Source organism: Bathymodiolus platifrons methanotrophic gill symbiont (assembly GCF_002189065.1).
Classification (GTDB): domain Bacteria; phylum Pseudomonadota; class Gammaproteobacteria; order Methylococcales; family Methylomonadaceae; genus Methyloprofundus.
In genome coordinates this window covers 1-21,316 of the sequence record NZ_BDMN01000206.1, presented here as the reverse complement: position 1 = coordinate 21,316, position 21,316 = coordinate 1, and the positions used below count along the sequence as shown (strand labels likewise).

The 21,316-nt window shown below is 40.0% G+C and carries 26 protein-coding genes and 1 pseudogene; 16 read left to right on the top strand and 11 right to left on the bottom strand.

Annotated elements, in window-relative coordinates; genetic code table 11:
- A partial coding sequence (locus tag CDZ78_RS12255) for an ISAzo13-like element transposase-related protein (RefSeq protein WP_444979208.1) occupies positions 1-393 on the top strand: 393 nt, incomplete at its 5' end.
- Between the two features lie 25 nt (positions 394-418).
- Here the strand turns inward: CDZ78_RS12255 and def are convergent.
- Together def and CDZ78_RS12245 are read right to left on the bottom strand one after the other, a co-directional pair.
- A complete protein-coding gene (gene def, locus CDZ78_RS12250; protein WP_087870271.1) occupies positions 419-937 on the bottom strand; it encodes a peptide deformylase in 519 nt (172 codons plus the stop codon).
- The gene (locus tag CDZ78_RS12245) at positions 934-1,728 is read right to left on the bottom strand and encodes a DUF2797 domain-containing protein (RefSeq protein WP_174664576.1); all 795 of its coding nucleotides are present in this window, start codon (positions 1,726-1,728) and stop codon (positions 934-936) included. Before CDZ78_RS12245 ends, def begins: the two co-directional genes overlap by 4 nt.
- Before the next feature lie 127 nt (positions 1,729-1,855).
- Here CDZ78_RS12245 and ppa point away from each other — a divergent pair, with 127 nt between their 5' ends.
- Positions 1,856-2,404, top strand: coding sequence for an inorganic diphosphatase (gene ppa, locus CDZ78_RS12240; protein WP_087870269.1), 549 nt, complete (start codon positions 1,856-1,858; stop codon positions 2,402-2,404).
- A gap of 271 nt (positions 2,405-2,675) precedes the next feature.
- On the opposite strand, the gene CDZ78_RS12235 is transcribed toward ppa, so the two are convergent.
- Both CDZ78_RS12235 and moaD read right to left on the bottom strand, forming a co-directional pair.
- Entirely contained in the window at positions 2,676-3,119 is a 444-nt protein-coding gene (locus tag CDZ78_RS12235) for a molybdenum cofactor biosynthesis protein MoaE (protein ID WP_087870268.1), read from the bottom strand.
- A 1-nt stretch (position 3,120) separates the two neighbouring features.
- Complete coding sequence (gene moaD / locus CDZ78_RS12230; RefSeq protein WP_087870273.1) at positions 3,121-3,354, bottom strand: molybdopterin converting factor subunit 1; 234 nt, start codon at positions 3,352-3,354, stop codon at positions 3,121-3,123.
- Positions 3,355-3,518: 164 nt separating this feature from the next.
- Here moaD and moaC point away from each other — a divergent pair, with 164 nt between their 5' ends.
- The 9 genes and pseudogenes from moaC to bluB all read left to right on the top strand — a co-directional run bounded on the left by moaC (position 3,519) and on the right by bluB (position 10,367).
- Positions 3,519-4,004 carry a cyclic pyranopterin monophosphate synthase MoaC gene (moaC, locus tag CDZ78_RS12225; protein WP_087870267.1) on the top strand — a complete coding sequence of 162 codons (486 nt, stop codon included), beginning with the start codon at positions 3,519-3,521 and terminating at the stop codon, positions 4,002-4,004.
- Between the two features lie 4 nt (positions 4,005-4,008).
- On the top strand, positions 4,009-4,701 hold the full coding sequence (locus tag CDZ78_RS12220; protein ID WP_087870266.1) for an ABC transporter permease: 693 nt from the start codon (positions 4,009-4,011) through the stop codon (positions 4,699-4,701).
- A 238-nt stretch (positions 4,702-4,939) separates the two neighbouring features.
- On the top strand, positions 4,940-6,595 hold the full coding sequence (locus tag CDZ78_RS12215; RefSeq protein WP_087870265.1) for a multicopper oxidase domain-containing protein: 1,656 nt from the start codon (positions 4,940-4,942) through the stop codon (positions 6,593-6,595).
- Positions 6,592-7,248 carry a multicopper oxidase domain-containing protein gene (locus CDZ78_RS12210; protein WP_087870264.1) on the top strand — a complete coding sequence of 219 codons (657 nt, stop codon included), beginning with the start codon at positions 6,592-6,594 and terminating at the stop codon, positions 7,246-7,248. The genes CDZ78_RS12215 and CDZ78_RS12210 overlap by 4 nt, the downstream gene beginning before the upstream one ends.
- 86 nt (positions 7,249-7,334) lie before the next feature.
- A pseudogene (locus tag CDZ78_RS24320) lies at positions 7,335-7,550 on the top strand (SixA phosphatase family protein); the annotation flags it as partial.
- A 3-nt stretch (positions 7,551-7,553) separates the two neighbouring features.
- Positions 7,554-7,853, top strand: coding sequence for a hypothetical protein (locus CDZ78_RS23170; RefSeq protein ID WP_230991177.1), 300 nt, complete (start codon positions 7,554-7,556; stop codon positions 7,851-7,853).
- Positions 7,854-8,227: 374 nt separating this feature from the next.
- Positions 8,228-8,647: a TM2 domain-containing protein gene (locus tag CDZ78_RS12200; RefSeq protein ID WP_087870262.1), complete on the top strand. Its 420-nt coding sequence runs from the start codon at positions 8,228-8,230 to the stop codon at positions 8,645-8,647.
- A gap of 348 nt (positions 8,648-8,995) precedes the next feature.
- Entirely contained in the window at positions 8,996-9,730 is a 735-nt protein-coding gene (locus CDZ78_RS12195; protein ID WP_087870261.1) for an adenosylcobinamide-GDP ribazoletransferase, read from the top strand.
- Complete coding sequence (bluB, locus tag CDZ78_RS12190) at positions 9,723-10,367, top strand: 5,6-dimethylbenzimidazole synthase (protein WP_087870260.1); 645 nt, start codon at positions 9,723-9,725, stop codon at positions 10,365-10,367. Before CDZ78_RS12195 ends, bluB begins: the two co-directional genes overlap by 8 nt.
- A gap of 127 nt (positions 10,368-10,494) precedes the next feature.
- Here bluB and CDZ78_RS12185 read toward each other — a convergent pair whose 3' ends face one another.
- The 3 genes from CDZ78_RS12185 to CDZ78_RS12175 form a co-directional block, all read right to left on the bottom strand.
- Positions 10,495-10,881, bottom strand: coding sequence for a hypothetical protein (locus tag CDZ78_RS12185; RefSeq protein ID WP_087870259.1), 387 nt, complete (start codon positions 10,879-10,881; stop codon positions 10,495-10,497).
- A gap of 252 nt (positions 10,882-11,133) precedes the next feature.
- Entirely contained in the window at positions 11,134-12,069 is a 936-nt protein-coding gene (locus CDZ78_RS12180; RefSeq protein ID WP_167374282.1) for a homoserine kinase, read from the bottom strand.
- A 3-nt stretch (positions 12,070-12,072) separates the two neighbouring features.
- Positions 12,073-12,414 carry a DUF2782 domain-containing protein gene (locus tag CDZ78_RS12175; protein ID WP_087870257.1) on the bottom strand — a complete coding sequence of 114 codons (342 nt, stop codon included), beginning with the start codon at positions 12,412-12,414 and terminating at the stop codon, positions 12,073-12,075.
- A gap of 341 nt (positions 12,415-12,755) precedes the next feature.
- Between CDZ78_RS12175 and CDZ78_RS12170 the strand changes: the two genes are divergently transcribed.
- Positions 12,756-13,280, top strand: a complete 525-nt coding sequence (locus CDZ78_RS12170; protein WP_087870256.1) for a DUF1097 domain-containing protein — start codon at positions 12,756-12,758, stop codon at positions 13,278-13,280.
- 129 nt (positions 13,281-13,409) lie between these two features.
- Here the strand turns inward: CDZ78_RS12170 and CDZ78_RS12165 are convergent, their stop codons facing one another.
- Positions 13,410-13,802 (bottom strand): group II truncated hemoglobin, encoded by a 393-nt coding sequence (locus CDZ78_RS12165; RefSeq protein WP_087870255.1) that lies wholly within the window; start codon positions 13,800-13,802, stop codon positions 13,410-13,412.
- 92 nt (positions 13,803-13,894) lie between these two features.
- Here CDZ78_RS12165 and CDZ78_RS12160 point away from each other — a divergent pair, with 92 nt between their 5' ends.
- A complete protein-coding gene (locus tag CDZ78_RS12160) occupies positions 13,895-14,563 on the top strand; it encodes a Bax inhibitor-1/YccA family protein (RefSeq protein ID WP_087870254.1) in 669 nt (222 codons plus the stop codon).
- A gap of 62 nt (positions 14,564-14,625) precedes the next feature.
- Here the strand turns inward: CDZ78_RS12160 and lpxB are convergent, their stop codons facing one another.
- Positions 14,626-15,795: a lipid-A-disaccharide synthase gene (gene lpxB / locus CDZ78_RS12155; protein WP_087870253.1), complete on the bottom strand. Its 1,170-nt coding sequence runs from the start codon at positions 15,793-15,795 to the stop codon at positions 14,626-14,628.
- Between the two features lie 85 nt (positions 15,796-15,880).
- Here lpxB and CDZ78_RS12150 point away from each other — a divergent pair, with 85 nt between their 5' ends.
- Positions 15,881-16,423 (top strand): DUF2058 domain-containing protein, encoded by a 543-nt coding sequence (locus CDZ78_RS12150; protein ID WP_087870252.1) that lies wholly within the window; start codon positions 15,881-15,883, stop codon positions 16,421-16,423.
- Positions 16,424-16,636: 213 nt separating this feature from the next.
- On the opposite strand, the gene lnt is transcribed toward CDZ78_RS12150, so the two are convergent.
- Entirely contained in the window at positions 16,637-18,211 is a 1,575-nt protein-coding gene (lnt, locus tag CDZ78_RS12145) for an apolipoprotein N-acyltransferase (RefSeq protein WP_087870251.1), read from the bottom strand.
- Between the two features lie 236 nt (positions 18,212-18,447).
- On the opposite strand from lnt, the gene CDZ78_RS12140 reads away from it, so the two are divergent.
- Entirely contained in the window at positions 18,448-19,473 is a 1,026-nt protein-coding gene (locus CDZ78_RS12140) for an IS110 family RNA-guided transposase (protein WP_087870250.1), read from the top strand.
- 246 nt (positions 19,474-19,719) lie between these two features.
- Here the strand turns inward: CDZ78_RS12140 and lpxD are convergent, their stop codons facing one another.
- The gene (lpxD, locus tag CDZ78_RS12135; protein ID WP_087870249.1) at positions 19,720-20,769 is read right to left on the bottom strand and encodes a UDP-3-O-(3-hydroxymyristoyl)glucosamine N-acyltransferase; all 1,050 of its coding nucleotides are present in this window, start codon (positions 20,767-20,769) and stop codon (positions 19,720-19,722) included.
- Between the two features lie 269 nt (positions 20,770-21,038).
- Between lpxD and CDZ78_RS21285 the strand changes: the two genes are divergently transcribed.
- Positions 21,039-21,212 (top strand): DUF2934 domain-containing protein, encoded by a 174-nt coding sequence (locus CDZ78_RS21285; RefSeq protein ID WP_140414033.1) that lies wholly within the window; start codon positions 21,039-21,041, stop codon positions 21,210-21,212.
- The last annotated feature ends 104 nt before the right edge of the window (positions 21,213-21,316 follow it).

Below are 21,316 nucleotides of genomic sequence, written 5' to 3'. Positions count from 1 at the left end.
AAATCATTGTTGATCCTTTGCGATGGTGGAGAGAGTAACAGCTCACGGCACTACATTTTTAAAGAAGATTTACAAAAGACTGCGAATGCACTTGGATTGGAAATTAGGATTGCCCACTATCCTCCTTATACCTCCAAGTATAATCCCATTGAACATCGTTTTTTTCCTCATGTGACTCGTGCTTGTGAAGGTGTTGTATTTGACTCGGTTGAAACAGTTAAAACATTGATTTCTAGAACATCAACGTCAAAAGGACTAACAACAATTGTTCACATACTCGACAAAATATACGAGACAGGACGAAAATATGCCGCTGACTTCAAAGAAATAATGCCGATTGTATTTGATACACATTTACCAAAATGGAATTACCGTGCAATTCCTCAAGAATAATTAATATCGGGAAGTTGTTTCGTGCTTATTCCTTAGCAAATTCTTGTTCGGAAATTATATCCCGGTTATTTTCCACCCTATCCAGATAAACTAGCCCATCAAGATGATCATATTCATGTTGAAAAACACGCGCTACAAACCCATCTAAAGTCTGTTCGACTAATTTCCCAAGTGTATCTGTATAACTTACTTTGATCTGTGTATACCTGGGCACTTTCGCTCGTATACCCGGGATACTTAAACAGCCTTCCCAATCTTTTTCCTGAGTTTCACTAAGTGGCTCAAAACTGGGGTTAATCATCAATGTAGGATCCATTTCAGGAGCTTGAGGGTACCGCTCCGATGGCCTGGACGCAAGAATCATCATACGCCATGATGCTGATATTTGTGGTGCGGCTATGCCTACCCCGTTAGTATCGGCCAGTGTGGTAAACATATCATCGGCAATTAACTGCATTTCATCAGCATGCATATTTTTAACTTCTTTTGCCTGAAGACGTAAAACCTCAGCACCTAATTGTGCTATTTCACGCACCTGACTCATGCCTCAAACTCCACCTCATAGCCTGTAAACTTACGAATATTAATCACCCCGGTATCCAGCAATAAATATTGCCCTTTAATACCTTGTAATACCCCCTCTACCTCAGCTACTTTATCGAAATTAAAGGATTTTACTTTAACAGGATATTGCTCAACCGGGAATTGGATATCGATGACTTTTTCCTCGGGTAAAAGCTCTATTGCCTGCTCGCCAAATTTTGCTGTTATTGCTGCCAGTTGCTCTTGGCATTCAGAGAGTAACTCATCACGTTTTGCTAATAAATCGACTGGCTCTTGCAGGTTTTTTAACATCCTCTGCCAACTGGTTTTATCACTCACATGCTCAGCAATAGCAATCTCAGCCAGTCCTGAAATATAACGTGATTGCACTTTCAAAATAGGCAAAGCCTGCACTGCTCCCTGATCTATCCAGCGAGTTGGAATCTGAGTATGCCGGGTAATACCAACCTTAATTCCCGATGAATTGGCCAGATAAACATAATGCGGCTGAAAACAAAATTCATCGCCCCACTCCGGCTCTCTACAAGTTCCGGCATCGTAATGACATAACTCAGGTTTCATAATACACATATCACACTGCGCTAAAGTCGTAAAACAGGGATAACAAAAGCCCTGATTAAAGCTTTTTTTAATAGAGCGCTGACAGTGCACACAAAAAATCTTGCCCGTGTAGTTAAGTTTAATCGTTTGACCAATCAAAGGATTTAATTCTATTAACTGTTCACCCAGCGATAAATGATACTTTACCGGCTGTTGTAATTCAGTTTTCATCTTACGCAATGTTCCCAGCACCCACTTCACCTTTTAAATCAGAATTAAACAAATATCAACGCTCAAAGTATAAAGAATATGCGTATAATTACATAGTTATTAATTTTTTACACTTACGAGAAACACTATGTCATTTATGAACGTCACCCCTGGCAAAGATGTGCCTAGCGATATCAATGTTATTATTGAAATTCCTGCTTACAGCGACCCTGTAAAATATGAAGTTGACAAAGATACCGGCGCACTGACTGTAGACCGTTTTATGGGCACAGCCATGCAATACCCTGCTAACTATGGCTATGTTCCACACACTTTATCTGATGATGGTGACCCGGTTGACGTACTGGTTATTACACCTCACCCGATATTAAGCGGTAGCGTTATTCGTTGTCGTCCGGTTGGCGTGTTGAAAATGTCTGACGAAGCAGGTGAAGACGCAAAAATCTTAGCTGTGCCAGTACAAAAACTGACTCAATATTACAATAAGATAGAAACTTACCTGGATTTCCCTGAAGCTGACCTAGATAAAATTTCTCATTTCTTTGAACATTACAAAGATCTAGAAAAAGGTAAGTGGGTTAAGGTTGAAGGCTGGTCAGGTATTGCCGATGCAGAAGCAGAAATCACTGCTAGTATTGAGCGCTATAACAGCACGAGTGATAAACCTGCATTCTAAATAACCGTAATCCAGCACACCTGGACTATTTGCCGGGTTACGTTTTTTAATGCTTTGCAATAAAAAACTGAAGTTTCCCAATTATTGAGTAGCTGAAATACACAATGCTGGTGTATCGAGGTTTATTTTAGGTGGTTTTGCCATGTTTATAGCAAACCCCTACTTAATTCCCCTTAGGCAATAGCATTTGAAACGAATGAAAAGACTATTTTTTTCATATAGTTGTAGCATAGTTTCAATTTTACCATAAATAATTATTGGGAAACTTCAGTTACAAATAACCATCGGTATTTTTTGCCACCCAGCGACTATTATCATCTGCCAGTATTTCTTTCTTCCAGAAAGGTACATTCGATTTTAACTCTTCCATAATATAACGGCTGGCATCAAACGCATCACCGCGACGTACAGACCAGATAGCAACTAGCACTAACACCTCATCCGGGTAGACATCACCAACACGATGAATTACCAGCGAATCCAGCAAAGACCATTGCTTCTCAGCCTTAGCGACAACTAGCTCTAGCTGTTTTTCTGTCATACCCGGATAATGCTCCAGGGTCATTCCCTTAACACTATCTCCCTCATTAAAATCACGCATGGTACCTATAAATAGATTAGTCGCACCGTATTTACCCGCTAATGTTTGCTGCTGCTTTTGATACAACTGAACTTTCATAAACGGATCAAGTTCAGAAGACACTATTTTAATCATCTTAGCCTCCCGTCACAGGCGGGAAAAATGCAACCTCATCCCCGTCATTAACCTGATGCTCTAGCGCTACATACTCCATATTAACTGCTGCCAGGGTATTTTCTGGCATTTTCTGCGCTGGCACTACTTTTTCCCACACATCGGCTACACTCATAACCCGATCAAAATCCAGACGATCAGTATCACGCCCCAGTTTTTCTTTTAAACTTGCAAAATAACGTACTTTTATCGCCACAGCCATTCACTCATGCACTAAAAAAATAGATAATATACAGAGATCGCCTATCTCATACCAGGCTTAACTTGAATACGAAATACTGTAGAGCGGACTTTAGTCCGCAATTCCTATTGAAACATAGCGGACTAAAGTCCGCTCTACCAGATATCGAACCCTAAACAATGACAAAACTAACACATTTCAATCAATCAGGTGAAGCCCATATGGTTGATGTCGGTCAAAAAGCCATTACCCAAAGAGTAGCAGTCACCACTGGTTATATCGAAATGCTACCGAGTACCCTGGCACTCATTCAAAATGGCGAGCATAAAAAAGGTGACGTACTGTCTATTGCCCGTATCGCAGGGATTATGGCTAGTAAAAGAACGGCTGATTTAATTCCTCTTTGTCACCCCCTACCCATTACTCATGTAGAAGTAAACTTCACTACTGATACAAAAAACAACCGGATTCACTGCCATGCTACCGTTAAAACCAATGGTCAGACAGGAGTGGAAATGGAAGCACTGACTGCCACTCAAATTGCCTTACTCACTATTTATGATATGTGCAAAGCAGTTGATCGTGGCATGAGTATTGATAAAGTACAGCTAGCAGAAAAATCTGGCGGAAAGTCTGGGCACTGGCAACGATCAGAACACAAATAATCAGGTGAACTATTTTACCGACGCCATCATCTCGGCTACAGAACTACTGCTACAATTTGATCCTGAAATCTACCTGGTCGTCTGGACATCTCTCAAAATAGCCCTTATTGCAACTGTAGCCGCTGCACTTATCGCCATTCCTATCGGGACGAGTATTGCTATTAATCAATTTATTGGCAAGCGCCTGTTTTTGCAATGTCTCAATACTCTGATGGCCCTGCCGACTGTTATGATTGGCCTTATTTTCTTCGGTCTGCTCAGCCGCCGCGGCATACTAGGTGATTTTGGCCTGCTGTATACTGAGTCCGCAGTTATTATAGGAGAAGCCAGTTTAATATTACCTATAATTATTAATATGACTGTCGTCGCCGTACAATCAGCCGATAGCCGGTTACTAGCCACACTAAAGTCACTAGGGGCAACGCAGGCTCAATTGATCATGCCGCTACTTAAAGAATTACGTTATGTTATTTTAGCCGCAGTAATCACGGGGTTTGGCCGTGCAATTGGAGAGGTAGGAGCGGCAATGATGCTCGGTGGTAATATTCACGGCACTACACGCACCATGACCACTGCCATTGCTCTGGAAACCAGTAAAGGAGACTTTGAGCTTGGCCTGGCATTAGGCCTGGTTCTGTTAATAATTGCCTTTACAGTTAATTTTATACTACAGCAACTGAACCCGAAAAATAGATAACCGTAGGTCGGGTTAGATTTTCAAGCGTAGCGCAGATAACGTAACCCGACATTCTTCGATGACACAACAATTTATCGGAAGAAGTTTTTTTGTTCCTGCATGGAAATTCACCAGAGAACAGGAGGAAACCTTAACTATAAAATCGTGTTATTATGATTAGCTGTTTATGACGTTCTGAATAAACAGACTATGGCAAGGATGCTTCAATACCCGCACTTTATCCCTGCCAGTCCTAACTATGCCCAACAAACTTTTATATTACCGTCTTATCCCTGTTGTTTTCGTTCTAATTGCCTTAAGCATATGGCTACAACCTGAATTTTTTCAGCGAGCAGCAGGCATTAACTTACCTAACGGTCAGCAACCTCAACTTAGTCAGCCATTGAAAGTCGAAAAGCCTTGTGTCGATCTACACCCTGAATGGCGTGCAGCACAAGTGGTCGATGGGGTAGAAATATCAGAGTCCTTACTTTGCGAACCGGATAACCCATACAATATCGCCGCCTTTGTTCTGGGTATGAATAATATTTCTATGCGCACCTTGATGAGTAGTCGCATAGCTGAAGATGCTTTAATAAAAAGCGATGATCTGGACGGAGACGGTGACCCGGATATTATCCGTATCAAGCTGGAAGTGCTTGAATTAAATGGTGCAACACCGGATAGCCCTGGCGTATTCCCCACTTATGATATTGCCCCTGGGATTCAACCGGGCATGTGGGCTTTTTCACCTAAATTACGCGGCATGAGTGTAAAAAATTTCCGCTCTTTAAAAGCCAATGCTATTTTACGCGCCCCCTCCCCGGTCATTCGTGTCGAACAAGGTGATAAAGTTTATATCACTTTAGAGAATACCCATTATTTCCCCCATACCCTGCATTTTCATGGTGTCGACCATGCATTTAAAACCTCAACAGGGGGTGATAATGACGGCGTACCAGTGACTGGTGAAAAACCTGTAATGCCTGGCGCTACACGCACTTATGAATTACAGCCACGCCATGCAGGCACCATGCTTTACCATTGCCATGTACAAACTGACAAGCATTTAATGATGGGTTTAAATGGTATGTTTGTCGTCGAAGAAAACAAGCCAAATAACTGGGTACAGACCTTTAATGTTGGAGCTGGACATGTACGTCATTCATCTGTAGCAATTAAAGAAAAATTTGATCGCGAATATGATTTACATTATCAATCAATTGATAAAAATCTGGCAAAAACCATACAGCAATCCAATGATACACGCGAAATTTCCAAACAAATGCATCGCGTTTACAATATGAGTGAATCCAGTGAAAATTATTTTATGCTCAACGGACACTCCTTTCCTTATACTTTGCGTGACGCATTAATCATTGCCAAACCTGATGAAAACATCAAGTTACGCGTTGCTAACACTCAACACAGCAATATAGCTATTCATATCCATGGACATAAAGCGACTATTACTAATTATGATGGTGTACCAGTAAACCCAGCCGCACAGATTACCCGTGATGTTTATGATTTATCGGCAGCTCAACGTGTTGATTTACACCTACAAACAACCAATGATGGCCTGCACAGTTATGGCGAAGGCGTCTGGTTATTTCATGATCACGTGGAGATGGGTGTTGCCAATGACGGCATGAGCCCAGGCGGTAATATTGCACTACTGGTCTATGAAAGTATGTTAAGTGAGCAAGGCATGCCCACAGTCCTTCGTGAAGATGCTTTAGATGATGTTATGACCAATAGCTATTACGCCAAACAACGTCCACTCTGGGGAAAACTGGAAGCTGGAGAGCTTGCGCCTGATTATCTGCGCATCATTCTATTTGGATTATTAATCGGTCTCGCGATTGGGCTGGCAATTTTTATTGTTCGTGGTTTAAATAAGGCTGACTCATGAAAAGTATTTCATTATTTCTATTCTTTTGCTTTATAACAAGCCCTGTTTTTGCTGCAATGAATCATGGCGGTATGATCATGGATGAAAAAGGCATGATCATGAATCATAACCCGGATAAGTTACCCAAAGATTGCAAAGAAATTTCTGAGGATGTCAATATTACCATCCGTGGCGGACACAAGTTTGCTAAGGATTTCCCTGGCAAAATGTTTACTTATGACAAGCGTGACTGGCAAGTTCCCCCTTGTGCTCGCGTCAATGTGACCTTTATCAATGAGGATGATATTCGCCATCAATTTATGATTCATGGTCTACCTGGATATATGTACCCAAAAGGTATGTTTACCATTGAACTATACGGCAAAGGCCAGAAAACCGGCTCATTTATCGTTCCCAGCCGGGACTATACCTACTATATTCACTGCGAAGTCTCACAACATACTGAAAAAGGCATGAAGGGCCAGTTAAAAGTAGGAAAAGGATCCGGAGATCTGGATAGTATTCTAGGCTTAAGCGCCCCTTTAACGCCAGATTTATACCCTATCAATAACACCCACTACACCTGGCTGGCTTTGATTTTCAGTATTATTATTGGTGCGTTTTTGATCAGACTGCTGACAGGTTTATTCACTTCAAAACATAGCGAACCATAAATAATTACAGTAAGGCCGCCTAAAATTGATTAGAGCATAGTATGGCAATCAATAAACTGAAGTTTCCCAATTATTGAGTAGCTGAAATACACAATGCTTTCAATAAAGAACTACTACTTTTAAGACATGGAAAATCAGACTGGAATACGGATACAAGCGATTTTAATCGGCCATTAAATAAACGCGGAAAGCGCGCTACTCTACAAATTGGCAAATGGTTAGCTGAACAAAAACTAGCACCTGATCTAATTATTAGTTCTCCGGCAATTCGGGCACTGACAACAGCAGAAATAGTATGTTCAGCTATGAATTTATCAGAAGATACCATTCAGACTGATAATATTATTTACCAGGCTAGCCTGTCTGATTTACGCCAGGTTTTGTTACATATTCCAGCCTCAGTTCAACGCCTATTGCTGGTGGGCCATAACCCTGGCTTTGAATCCTTACTAAGTTATCTAGCCCCTAATACCCCAATACCAGAGGATGGGAATCTCATGCCAACGGCTACCCTGGCCTACCTTCAACTTGATCCACAATGGTCATTTTTGCAGGGTAGTTATTTAATCCAGCGAGCAAAAGATTTACCACAACTCGATGAATGATCCAGGTAAATATTAATAGTTAAAGTGTTACTTTGTATTTCTGCTTTAAACCCATTCATACCGCATTTAAATCCAACTTTCTGTATTATCTGGATATTACCTCTACATTGGAAATATCTACTGGCAAATTTTTATAAAAAAACGGACTAAAGTCCTCTCTATACGTTTAAGGCCCCTGGAAATAAATAAGCGCCCACTATTTGGGCAGGATTTTTGTTTATCATTAGTGCTGTAGCAATTGGCGCATAGCTGGCTACGTAATTAAGGATACCGTGCTGATGACGGACAAAAAGTCCAACAAGGATGGATGATTATTTATTTCCAGGTGCCTAAGTGTAGTAGAATCATTCAATATTTTTAAAAAGGTTTATCTCATGATTGGAAAAATTAAAAGTTACGATGAAGACACTCAAACGGGTGTCATTAAAAGCGATGAAATGTATTACGAATTTCATATCAATGACTGGAGCGAGTCTGTGCCGCCCATCATTGACTCTGATGTATTGTTTGAAGATGAAGGCGAAACGGCTAGTCTCGTCACTCTGATTGGTAGCTATTTAGAACATAAAGAAGCTGTTAAATCTCGTAAAATAGCTATGGCTTTGGCATTCTTCCCATTAACCGGCCTGTTTGGTGCGCATCGCTGGTACCTTGGCTATAAGAAAATAGCGACATTCCAAATAATCGTAACCGCCATCACTTTTGGTGCTGGCATACTATGGCCAATTATTGATGGAGTTTTACTACTTACAGGTAACTTATACGAAGACAAACAGGGTCGCCCTTTAAAATAAAAACCTACAAGCGTAAATGTAAACCTGATTACGTACAAATCTCAGCCATAGTAGAATAAAGCTTTAAGCATCAGTAAGTTAAAAATCACGTTATTCCCGAAGTCTACCCAGTCAAGCGTGGGCACAAGCTTTATCGGGAATCTATGCTTAACCTATGAGATTCCTGCTAACAGCATGCAGGAATGACGACGTATAGCTGAGAGTTATGGGTAATCAGCACCTTAAGCTAGGTTTCTGGCTGCCCACCTTCAAGTAACAAAATACTATATATTCAAAGACTTGTATTTTGTTACTTAGAAGGAATGTAAATAAAGCCCCTATTTCTAATAACATCGCTATAGAATCATTATGTTAGCTTCTTTTACGCTTGCTTTACAATTTTTAACACGGTTACCCGTAAACCTAACTATTACACACTCTGATCAACGCCTTGGACAGTCCGTACTGTTTTATCCCCTCATCGGCTTATTAATCGGCACTATCCTGATCCTGGTTAACTATCTGCTCCCTCCCCATTCCATTGCATTAAATGCAGCCATTCTCTTAACTGTCTGGGTACTTTTAACCGGCGGTCTGCACCTGGATGGCCTTGCTGATTGCTGCGATGCCTGGGCTGGTGGATTAGGTGACAGAGAGCGTACTTTAAGCATTATGAAAGACCCTGCTGCCGGCCCTATTGCGGTAATTTTTCTGATTTTAATATTACTTATAAAATGGACGGCATTACAGGACTTAATCCAATCGGGTCAAGGACTAAGTTTTCTTTTACTGACTCCGTTTTTAGGCCGCTTAAGTATTTTGCTACTAATGCTAAGTACCCCTTATATTAGGAAAAATGGTTTAGGCAGTGCCATGCAAACACACCTCCCCAAACTAGCCGCTAAACTCATCATCATAGTTTCGTTAGTATTATGTTTTTGGCTAACAAATATCTACACCCTATTAACAGTATTAACTCTTACAATATTAATTAGACAGCTAGCTTTGCAACGTATACAAGGTGTGGCCGGTGATGTCTATGGCGCAAGTGTAGAATTAATAGAAACAGGCGTTTTAATCAGTATGGCTCTGAGTAATGGATAAACATAAATTTACTGACCAGGAAATTTCAGGTGTTTATCGCGCCATTGCCGAACGTCGTGATATGCGTCATTTTATAGACAAACCCATCCCAGCTGAAACTCTCGGAAATTTACTTCGGGCAGCGCATCAAGCCGGGAGTGTTGGTTTAATGCAGCCCTGGCGATTTATTAGAATAACAGACTCGACATTACGTAATGCCATCCATCAACAGGTTGAAGAGGAGCGCCAACTCACAGCAAAAGCATTGGGAGAGCGTCAGGATGACTTTATGAAACTTAAGGTGGAAGGTATTTTGGAATGTGCCGAGCTGTTGATCGTGGCACTTCCTGATAAACGTGAACAACATATTTTTGGTCGGCGAACTTTACCTGAAATGGATATCGCCTCAACTGCCTGCGCAATACAAAATATATGGCTAGCTGCCAGAGCGGAAGGCCTGGGTATGGGCTGGGTTTCTTTATTTGACCCTGAACAACTATCGACTTTATTGAAAATGCCCGTAGGGAGTCAGCCGATTGCTATACTCTGTCTGGGTCATGTAGAAGAATTTTATTCCAGGCCTATGTTAGAACTGGAAAACTGGGCAGAAGGCCGAGCATTAGAAGAGTTTATCAGTGAGAACTATTGGACTGATTAATAGTTTAATTCATTGTAGGAGCAGTCTTTAGCCCCGTCGAGTATTACCAACACTGCTAAATATCACTCCTACACATTAATCTACGCGAAAAGCAGGCTAACACCTACTCCCCGGAGATTACTTTTAATTATCTTTTCAAAAAGAAATAAACAAACGTACATTTTAAGGTCATTTCACCATCTTCTAGCTTAATAACCCTGCAATCTTCCATTTTTGCACGCCCGGGTGTTTTCTGCTTTTTAATAACACCATCTTCAACTGCGTATTTTAAATCTATTGTTAGTGTTTTTGTGCGCCCACGCCTGTCATTAGATACCGTATGTAATACACCACCTTTTCTAAATTCCCAAACCGAAAAAAGCTCAACTTTCTCCTTATGTAGGGCTATCGCCTCAGCATATAAATTCCATTTACCCAGAATTAGTGAATCATCTTCCAGTACCACTTCTGCATTGGCAGAAACAGAGAATAACAGTGCTGCACCTAACATTAAAGCTTGTATTCGTTTTATCATAAACCTCTCCTCTTATAATTATTATTCAACCCAAGTCATAAACTTAAAAAATCAGTTGCTCAGTGTTTCCAGCACCAACTATTAATTCCACAGCACGTCAAAACAACACTCACTTACTCTATGCGTGAAGCCAGCATTTTTTAAAGCACTGCAAAACCAATATCTTGTACTATAATTTCGCGCTCAACCGAATTTCTAGAATAAATTGTACCACGCTGTCAGCATCAATAAATGGCATTATTCTAATGGTAATTATTTAACTGCGTAAAACTGCCGATGCTGTAGCAATAATTTTTTAAATAATTCAGGATCTTTCTCTTGCGTGATTTCACCAACTCGCGGATAAAGTTTATGCTTTAAGCGTGATAACCAGAAACGTAAACAAGCGCGCCTCAACAACAATGGCAAGCATTGCTCTTCTTGTTCAGTGACCTTTCGCAACTGCTTATAGGCTTGCATAAAAACATCTTGCAGCGGGCGCTCAAAAACACCTTGCTCATCCACACACCAGTCATTCAATAAAATCGCCACATCCAGTAAATAATAATCACAACAGGCTGCATAAAAATCTAACAGACCAGTTAGCTGATCGCCGACAAATAAAACATTATCTTTGAACAAGTCGGCATGAATAATACCCTGCGCTATGTGTTGTTCCGTATGCTTTAATTGATAATTCAGTTCATCCTCTAAAAGAATAGAATCTTGCAATGATAAATGTGGGCTAATTTGTCTTGCGGCTTGCTGCATCCATTCGATATTTCGGGGATTTTTCTTACGAAACTCTAAAGATGGGCTACTTAAATGAAATCTCGCCAATGCACTTGCAACTGATTGACACTGGTTTTGAGTCGATTGTAATACTGATTTCCCCGGCAAACATCGAAACAAAACGGCTGGCTTTCCAGCTAATCGCTGTATGTATTCTTGTTGTGAATCAGGTAGTGGAAAAGGGTAAAAGTTTTCATGCTCACTTAATTGAACTAGCAAGCCTAGATATGGGCTTAACTCATCGACATTGAAGTGCTCATATACGGTTAAGACAAAGTCACCCTGCCTTGTATTTAATAAATAATTGGTGTTTTCGATGCCAGCACTAATTCCTGAATAAGACTTCAGTGGAGCAAGGTGATAAGCGCTGAGAAATAACTCAATTTGAGTATGACTAAGAGAAGTATAGACTGACAAAATTTACCAGCTAAAAATTGTCCACTGATTAATTTTTATTAACTCATCCAGATCGCTTTCACTGACCTCTTCCATTTCTCCATCACCATCGGGATCTATAAAGTAATAAGCTGGACCAATATCAGGAATAATTTTTATTTTGTAAATTTTGCCATTAACCCGGTACTCATGAATTGTTTTTTCACCTCGCCGAGTAATGGTAATATCTGCCTCCATGGGTTCCCCGTCTTGAACGGGCAAGGGTAAATCGGGCGCTTCAGGAGAATTTAATATTTCACCTGCACCTTCCTCAGCAATCACAGCTCTGGAGAATAAAAACAAACACAAGAAAAGGTAACGAAACATAAAACGCTATCCTTATAGAAAGGAGAAAATAAGTTGAATCATTATACCTGCACAAGGTGTTATTTGCGGAATTTATCGTAGAATACCTTTACTTTTATAAAACATTTGAAGAAATGGATAAAAATCATTAACCCTAGCTTATACGTTAAAAATATAGGCCAGATCTTACTAAATTTCTATATTTATCCATTTGCCTATTTTGAATTTCCATGCTTAAATCAGCTAGCTTAGCCTATTCGATTACTCTGTTCTCTATATCGATTAGTAGCTAGTTGATGTTGCAGCTCCACCTCACTGCAAATTTAAACATCTAACCGAGGAAATAATATGGAGATATTAATATGAATAGTCTTTCAGCTCTGTCTGTCAGCATTGGCGTTTTAGCAGGACTCGCAACATTTTTGGCCGTGGGACCTTTAAGCGGTGTCTTTTTAATATGGGCTGCAACCATTTCATGGGCAGCCTATTTTGCTTTAGGTGGTACCGACGAAGCAGCAAAAAACACTGTCGTCTGTAGTATTTTTGGAGTCGTTGTAGCGACCTATGCAGCATACGAAATAGCGACTATTTCACCTAACACAGCTCTTGGCTTCCCTTTGATGCCGGCGGTTATTGTCACCGTAACAGTTATTGCCATGTGTCTGGCTGCAAATATCCCAGCACTTTCAGCAATACCTGCTAGTGTATTAGGCTATTCGGCAACCTTTGGTTACCTGTTACAAACACCTGACAAGCTATCTACAGACGTATTACTCGGTGCGGGGTGGGATAACCCGGTACTTATCATCTCTTGTTCACTGATTATTGGTGTAGGCTTAGGTATTGCATCAGCAAAATTAGCAGCAAAACTAACAACCATCGAATAATTACTGTTTTTTCTCTTATTGGGAATGGGGTGATTCAAACCCATTCCCTAAAGATACTTCGCCAGCCCACAACTACACAGAAAAAATTCGAAACTAAGGCTTCGGGTATTATTAAATCTGCGTCCCTTACTACTCCGCATTAATCATATGCGTCGCTAAATCATCTAGTGCCTGCTTAATATTTTTCCTTAACTCATCGGGCATCGCTACTTCATATAATGCCTTATTCATACACAACATCCACTGATCCCTTACCTGTTGATCCACCTTAAAAGGAAAGTGACGTTGTCTCAATCGTGGGTGACCATATTCCTGCTGAAATAGATCGGGACCACCTAGCCAGCCAGATAGAAATTTGAACAATTTTTCTTTGGTTACTGATAAATCAGCGGCATGAATGGCTCTCAGTTCTGTTGCCTCGGCTAAGGTGTCCATATAAAAGTAAAATCGGTCGACTAAACTTAGAATCGATTTTTCACCACCCATCATTGAATAAGGTGTTTTTTGTTGTATGTCTGTCATCAGTTTTCTATTTTTTAAAATTAGTTGTTCAATACAGTAAAACTCTTGTAAGATTGCTTTTGATACTGTTTTATTAATTAAAGGTTTTTTTCATGAGATTAAATGTAGCTGCTACACCCGCCAGTGCTAGTACATTGGCGACCAATAAAGTTTTAAGAAACACTTATATGTTGCTTTCCTTAACTTTACTTTTCAGTGCCTTCACTGCGGGCCTTGCCATGATGCTTAATATGCCGCCTTTAGGTATGATAGTCACTATGGTTGGCTATTTTGGCTTACTCTTTGCTACGACGAAAACCAGCAATAGTGGCCTGGGCCTGGTGTTTATTTTTGCTTTAACCGGCTTTATGGGACTCACTCTAGGCCCCATCATTAATATGTACCTTAATGCCTACTCTAATGGCCATGAGCTAGTGATGACCGCATTAGGCGGTACAGGTGTTATTTTTATTGCACTATCTGGCTACGCTTTGACTACCCGCAAAGATTTCAGCTTTTTAGGTGGATTTTTAATGGTCGGTATTTTAGTTGCCTTTCTTGCCGGTATCGGCGCTATGGTTTTCTCTATTCCAGCATTATCATTAGCTGTTTCCGGTATGTTTATTTTATTAATGTCAGGTATGATTTTATACCAGACTAGTGAAATTATTCATGGCGGAGAAACTAACTATATTCTTGCTACCATTTCTTTATACATCTCTATCTACAACTTATTCCTGAGCTTGTTACAGTTATTAGGTGTCTTTGGCGGTAATGACTAAGGACTATAGCTTTACTTGCTAGTCCTTGTAGCGAAATAGAGATAACATCCCTTCAAGGTATGTTATCTCTTTGTATATCCCTTAACGGGAACATCTAGCATTTCCATCGCTAACTTAGCCATATTCTTTGACCCTCCCCCTTTCCCTAGTTCTTTTTTTACTGCCTGCAATTCATCACGCATAGTCTGCGCATACGGCTTATCCTGTAGTAATTTAATTATTTCCTGCGCCAGATTATCCGCTGTCGCCTGATACTGAATAAACTCTTTCACTATCGACTTCCCGGCAATAATATTGGGTAATCCGATAAACCTGGTATTGACCAGCATTTTTGCCAGAAAATAAGTAATGGTAGACAACTTATAGGCTACCAGCATCGGCACTTTAAGTAGTGCAATCTCCAGCGAAGCGGTTCCAGATACGGTCATCACAACATCACAGCATTGCACTGCGTCATGAAACTGATGTTTTATGGTTTTAACCTGAATTTTCGAGTGTTGAAAAGAAGCCTCTAACAGTTCATCGCTAACTGAATCAGCCTGCGGCAAAACAAACTGTACATCCGGAAATACTTTTTGAATAAGTTCAGCAGCCTGCAACATAACTGGCAGCATACGTTTTATTTCATCAGTACGACTACCAGGCAAAATACCCACGACGGGCAGACCGCTTACTAAATTAAATTCCTGAAAGTCTGCTTCTTTCGTGCGTTGTATATGAATCTTATCCACTGAAGGATGCCCTACATAACGTACCGGTACATTTTCCTTTTCATAAAAAGGCACTTCAAAGGGAAATATGACTGCCATCATATCAATGACCTTACCATATTCAACCACCCTCCCCGGTCGCCAAGCCCAGACTTGAGGGCTGACATAAAACAATACTTTAATGCCATTCTTCTTGGCAAAGCCCGCTAATTTAAAATTAAATTCCTTATAATCGACGCAAATCAATAAATCGGGACGCTGCTCCAGCAATAAGCTTTTCATGGCATTTAAAACGCGCCTTATCTGTGCATAACGTTTAATGACCTCAATCACCCCAATTACACCAATATTTGATGAGTCATAGCGTAATTCTATCCCTGCAGCTGCCATTTTCTTACCTCCCATGCCAATACCCTGAATATCAGGACAATGCTCTTTTAATTCAAGAAATAAATTTGCGGCATGCTGATCACCTGATGATTCTCCAGACACCAGCATTACTTTCTTGGACAAATGACTCATATAAGGTATGACTCCGGTACTAATTAATTATAAAATATACTTATTCTATATCACTAAAACCAATCAAACATGAAAGGCAATAGGCATGGCTATCTCATTACAAGACCAACTTCTAAATTCAGGTCTTATTAAAAAAGACAAAGCGAATAAAGCAAAAAAAGAAAAGTATAAACAATCGAAGCAACAACGCAATAGTAAAACCACACAAACTGACGAAGCAACGTTACTTGCACAAAAAACACTCAGCGAAAAACAGGCAAAGGATCGTGAGTTAAATCAGCAACAAAAGCTAAAAGCAGATAAAAAGGCAATTATTGCGCAGATAAAACAACTTATTAAATTAAATATACAGGCAAAAGATAACGAGGGTATTGCCTATAATTTTTCTGACAATAATGTAGTAAAGAAAATTTATGTTAATGATGCAACACTAAAAAACATCAGTAACGGCAGGTTAGCTATCGTTAAATATGACACTAGCTACGAACTGGTTCCCGCCCAGGTTGCAGAAAAAATAAAACAACGCGATGCCAGTTTTATTCTGGTACTTAACGACAAGGTCGATGGTGACATAACGGAAAATGATCCCTATGCTGATTTTCAGATTCCTGATGATTTAATGTGGTAAAAGCTCACCTTTATATAGGGGCGGGCTTAAGAGACTGTGAAAGTATCTACTTTTAGCCTCCCCCCTTGAGAAGGGGGGATTGAGGGGGGATCGTATAAAAACATAGTTCATTGATATTGCGTGATTAGTTTTAATATATCAAACCTCCCCTAACCCCTCCTTAACCAAGGCGGGGGATTATTCTGAATACTTTCACAGTCTCTTAAGTCCGCTCTACAGTTCGCCTTTTTTTACCCGTAATCTAAATCCGTTTAATATCATTAACAATAATATCCCCAGCAAGACACTAGGCACTAGAGAATAATACCGCTGATAAAAAGTCGCATGAGGCCGCTTTAAATAAGGCACAGTATACAAGCCAGCCCACTCCTGATGCATAGGTGATTGCTGCAATATCTCGCCTGAAGCCAGGACTACCGTCGAAATTCCTGTATTAGTTACCCGGACTAAAGGTCTACGTATTTCCACTGCTCTCGCTAAAGTCATTATCATATGCTGATAGGGTTCCTGCCAGGTACCGTACCACGAGTCATTGGTAACATTGACAATAAATTGAGCACCTAAATCAGCAAGTGATTTGGAAAAATAAGGATATAGACTTTCATAACAAATTTGTGGGCCAATTTGATAATCCTTTAGAGTTAATAGTTCAGTAGGGCCGCCTCCACGCCCGAAATGCCCTACCATAGGCAACCATTCCCGAAACACAGGAAACTGCTCCTCACCTGGAATATACTCCCCAAAAGCCAATAAAATGGATTTACTGTAATACGGTGATTGAACTTCTCCTTTTTCATCTAAAACAAACAATGAGTTAGTCATTAATTTTGTTTTGGGGTCTTGTGCATATGCTCCAGTTATCAATGCGACCTGACGCTGTTTAATAAAGTTTTTTAATTGCTGAGACAAATAGGTATTCTGATACTTGCCATTTAACAAGGATGGAAACGCCGTCTCTGACCACATAATAAAATCAATATCAATATCAATACCTGCATGTTCTTGCAATCCTTTATCGGTCACACTTTGATATTTATTTAGTATTTGATTGTAAAAGCCACGACCAAATTCAACAGCCATTTTTTCGGCATTACCAATATTGGCTTGTACTAACAGGGTATTAAAAGAGGCATCAGGTACGGGCTGCCATGCTTTGGTACTTAAGCCAAAAGCATTAAGCAAAGCGAACACCATGACAACATGCATAAGCACAGTGCGAGCTCTTTTGCTGTGCCTATTTTGCCATACAAAATATAACGGCACATTAGCTAATATCGTTAACATGCTAAGACCACTAAAACCGATATACTCTGCTAAATGATAAACAGGAACCCGGGACCAGTACCAGGCATAGCCAAAATTCCATTTAAACAACATGGGAATCACCCACAAAGCCAACGCCGTTAATAAGCCCATTGCCAGAATAGACTGCCAACCAGAATATAACTTTTGCTTACGTCCTAAAAACCATAACACACCAGCAACAGGCACAAACAGATGAGCAACCAAGGCAAATATAAGCATACCCAGCCCGGCAACGAACCAGGGGGCATGAGCAAACTCGTGCAATAAAAAAGTAACCCAGTTAAAGCCAATTAAGGTAAAAACAAAAGTGCTAAGAATAGCGCTTAAAATGATATTTTTCAGGCGTGTTTGCTGTTCCCAGAATAACCATAACGGAATAAAACCAAAAATAGAGGCCCAGGGTGGGAAAGGAATATAACTTGTACCGATAAAGACACCCGAAAGAATCGGCAGTAGCCACGGGTTTGTAAAGAAAGTTTTCATTATTAAATAAAACCTAGTTTGTATGATTAATTTGCACTCAAAGAAGGTGATAAAATTATCATCCGAGTTCGGGGATGTATCTTGGTTTTTCTAGTTGAAGCCATTAGTAAAATAATGAGCTAGTGTGGGAGTTTAAAAGCTAAACCGAATAACTTGAGTGGAAACAGAGTCGGTAGTAAACCAGACTGCATTTACAAGCATAAGTTAGGTTTAGTGTATATCAAGCAGGCCATAAAATGGCCTGCTCTACCGAACTCTTCATCATTTACATAATGATGAGTCATTTTATCGGTATTGATGTTGCAAAAGCAACTTTACAAGTTTATATTCCTCAAGGTCAGGTAGATCTTGAATTTGCTAATACAACGTCAGGCTTACACAAGCTCTATAAAACCTTAAAGTTAAGCTATAAAGAGTCGCTTCAAGAGCTGGTTTTGGTGTATGAATCAACGGGGTGTTATTCAAGGCCTTTAGAGGAATTTTGCCAGAAAAAAGAGATTAATTGCTTTAAAGTTGGCGCCTATCAAAGTGCTTCATTCTCTAAAACAATTAAGAATAGAAATAAGACAGATAAAGTGGATGCACGCATGTTATCTGCTATGCAAATTTTAGTCGGTAAGGGAGATATAAAAATCCCCTATAGAGATGACGATGCGCATCAATTAAGATCATATATTAAATACTATCAATCACTTAACAAAAAAAAGACGCGCCAAAAGAATTATCTTGAGGCAGCAGAAATTAACCAGGAAGATGACTATATTCTTAAGCAAGTGAGAAAAAGAATCAAACAAATTGATAAAGAGCAAGAAAACTTTATGGCCTTATCAATGAAGCTTATAAAGGCAAATACTGAGTATTTGAATGCCTATGAAAACATTACTTCTATTAAAGGGCTCGGTCAAAAAAGCGGTATCGTATTGCTTTATCTCTTTCTAAGATACCCTAATGCATCAAGGCAACAAATAACGGCCTTAACAGGACTTGATCCCGTACAAAGAGAGTCAGGGACATCACTGAAGCATAAGACGCGAATGTCCAAGCAAGGGATCAGCCTGGTGCGAGGTTTACTATATATGCCAATACTTTCAACTGTTCAGCATAACGATGAAATGAAACGCTTCTATGAGAGACTGGTTGAATCAGGAAAAGTAAAGATGTCAGCTCAAATTGCGGTAATGCGAAAGGTTGTTTTATTAGCGCATTCGCTATATAAAAACAATGAGAAATATGATGAAACTAAGTACCTTAATTTTATCTAAATCAGCTAAAAACAAAGATAAAAAAGAGTATTTCCCTTTGAATTTTGTGAGAGAGTTTTTAGTAAGAAAAAAGGCAATATTTATGAAAATAAGGCTTGATTTTAAACGTGGAAACTCCCACGCTCTGCGTCGTAATTCATCCGGGAACGCTCAGCGTTCCGTGACGCAGAGCGTCGATAAAGGCATTCCCACGCGGAACGTGGGAACGATATATGGGGGGGAGCAGAGCCGCCCACGCTTTCAGTCTTATTCCTTATCTAAACGAGATAACTTTTGCTCTACTTCAGTTAATCGCTTAAGGATATTTTTCACTTGCCCCAGTAAAGCGGGTAATTTAGGAATACTCGCCATTTCACGCATCACTTGTTTAATTGGCCGATTAGGGGCTCCCCAGACCACCTGATTAGCTTGAACATCCTTGGAAATACCTGTTCTTGCTGCAGCCGTAGAGCCATCGCCCATAGTAATATGATCGGCAATACCTACCTGTCCAGCCAAAGTAACCCGCTTACCTAATGTAACACTGCCAGACAGGCCAACATGAGAAACGATAATGCAATGCTCTCCGATATCATTGTTATGTGCAATTTGTACCAGATTGTCGATTTTAGTGCCTTTCCTAATCCGGGTCATACCAAAAGTTGCTCGATCAACACAGACATTGCAGCCGATTTCGACATTATCTTCAATAATCACACCACCCAGCTGGGGTACTTTTTTCTGTTGCTGCCCATCCCAGAAATAACCGAAACCATCACCACCAATCACTGTCCCTGCATGGATTGTAACGTTATGACCTAGCGTTACTTGCGATAAAATGGAAACATTCGGGCCTATTTTACAATGCTCGCCAATAACCACGTCATGAGCAATATAAGTACTAGCATCAATAGAGGTATTAGCACCAATAGATACATTTTCCTGAATACTCACCTGAGCAGCAACAGCAACATTAGGACCAAGAATCACATCCTTTTCTGCAATAACCGCCGATGCATGAATCCCTGAAAATTTAACCTGGGATTCATCAAACATCATCATAATACCGATAAAGGTTTCTTTTGGTTTATCAACCTTTAAAACACTTTTCCCCTCTAATTCAGGAAAACTTTTAGGTACAATTAATATGGAAGCCTGGCTTGTTTGTGCAGCAGCTAAATACTTATCATTTTCTGCAAATGAAATTTCGCCCTGCTCCGCTAAATCCAGTGAATTAACGGCATTAACGGCAGTATTGGCATCACCAACTAATTCCCCTCCAACATACTGTTGAATATCTGCTAAACGCATTTGCATTTTATTTTCCTTGGTAAATCAAAGACAGCTCAAAACGCCTGACAGCAGTAATAAGCATAGATTATGGTATGTTTGCTCTAGACATTAGTTGAACCTAGATTATAAAGCAAGATAGGTTACACAGAGCTTACTTTTCCAGGCTTTTACAGCATAAAAAGCTGACAATGCTAGCTATTTTACAGATAAATTCTAGATTATGTTATCTTGTGCTTTGCTGATTACAGATTTGTACAGCTAATTCAAATAGAATACTACAAAGAATATAGACCATGCCCCAAAACCACACACAAAAACAAAAGTGGATCTCTGATGCCGCCTACTTTAATGCATTAAATCGTGAATTCAAACCAGACATGGAAATTAAAGACTGGATAGAGGCCGAGCACCAATATCATGAACTTATTAAGAAACGAGTTAAGTCAGGATTAGTTAGAATAATCTAAAGACCCGGTTTTGGGTTAGTCCTGCAAGAAGCAGGCGCGCCATGCTACCTCACAACATTCTGGGACTCCTGTCACCAACATTCATTCGCCTACGCAGCGAATGG

Excerpts from the sequence above, each read along its gene's own strand:
- def (WP_087870271.1), bottom strand. The coding sequence starts at position 937 with ATGAGTCAGGTGCGTGAAATAGCACAATTAGGTGCTGAGGTTTTACGT.
- CDZ78_RS12245 (WP_174664576.1), bottom strand. The coding sequence starts at position 1,728 with ATGAAAACTGAATTACAACAGCCGGTAAAGTATCATTTATCGCTGGGT.
- ppa (WP_087870269.1), top strand. The coding sequence starts at position 1,856 with ATGTCATTTATGAACGTCACCCCTGGCAAAGATGTGCCTAGCGATATC.
- CDZ78_RS12235 (WP_087870268.1), bottom strand. The coding sequence starts at position 3,119 with ATGATTAAAATAGTGTCTTCTGAACTTGATCCGTTTATGAAAGTTCAG.
- moaC (WP_087870267.1), top strand. The coding sequence starts at position 3,519 with ATGACAAAACTAACACATTTCAATCAATCAGGTGAAGCCCATATGGTT.
- CDZ78_RS12215 (WP_087870265.1), top strand. The coding sequence starts at position 4,940 with ATGCCCAACAAACTTTTATATTACCGTCTTATCCCTGTTGTTTTCGTT.
- CDZ78_RS12210 (WP_087870264.1), top strand. The coding sequence starts at position 6,592 with ATGAAAAGTATTTCATTATTTCTATTCTTTTGCTTTATAACAAGCCCT.
- CDZ78_RS23170 (WP_230991177.1), top strand. The coding sequence starts at position 7,554 with ATGAATTTATCAGAAGATACCATTCAGACTGATAATATTATTTACCAG.
- CDZ78_RS12200 (WP_087870262.1), top strand. The coding sequence starts at position 8,228 with ATGATTGGAAAAATTAAAAGTTACGATGAAGACACTCAAACGGGTGTC.
- CDZ78_RS12195 (WP_087870261.1), top strand. The coding sequence starts at position 8,996 with ATGTTAGCTTCTTTTACGCTTGCTTTACAATTTTTAACACGGTTACCC.
- bluB (WP_087870260.1), top strand. The coding sequence starts at position 9,723 with ATGGATAAACATAAATTTACTGACCAGGAAATTTCAGGTGTTTATCGC.
- CDZ78_RS12185 (WP_087870259.1), bottom strand. The coding sequence starts at position 10,881 with ATGATAAAACGAATACAAGCTTTAATGTTAGGTGCAGCACTGTTATTC.
- CDZ78_RS12175 (WP_087870257.1), bottom strand. The coding sequence starts at position 12,414 with ATGTTTCGTTACCTTTTCTTGTGTTTGTTTTTATTCTCCAGAGCTGTG.
- CDZ78_RS12170 (WP_087870256.1), top strand. The coding sequence starts at position 12,756 with ATGAATAGTCTTTCAGCTCTGTCTGTCAGCATTGGCGTTTTAGCAGGA.
- CDZ78_RS12165 (WP_087870255.1), bottom strand. The coding sequence starts at position 13,802 with ATGACAGACATACAACAAAAAACACCTTATTCAATGATGGGTGGTGAA.
- CDZ78_RS12160 (WP_087870254.1), top strand. The coding sequence starts at position 13,895 with ATGAGATTAAATGTAGCTGCTACACCCGCCAGTGCTAGTACATTGGCG.
- lpxB (WP_087870253.1), bottom strand. The coding sequence starts at position 15,795 with ATGAGTCATTTGTCCAAGAAAGTAATGCTGGTGTCTGGAGAATCATCA.
- CDZ78_RS12150 (WP_087870252.1), top strand. The coding sequence starts at position 15,881 with ATGGCTATCTCATTACAAGACCAACTTCTAAATTCAGGTCTTATTAAA.
- lnt (WP_087870251.1), bottom strand. The coding sequence starts at position 18,211 with ATGAAAACTTTCTTTACAAACCCGTGGCTACTGCCGATTCTTTCGGGT.
- CDZ78_RS12140 (WP_087870250.1), top strand. The coding sequence starts at position 18,448 with ATGGCCTGCTCTACCGAACTCTTCATCATTTACATAATGATGAGTCAT.
- lpxD (WP_087870249.1), bottom strand. The coding sequence starts at position 20,769 with ATGCAAATGCGTTTAGCAGATATTCAACAGTATGTTGGAGGGGAATTA.
- CDZ78_RS21285 (WP_140414033.1), top strand. The coding sequence starts at position 21,039 with ATGCCCCAAAACCACACACAAAAACAAAAGTGGATCTCTGATGCCGCC.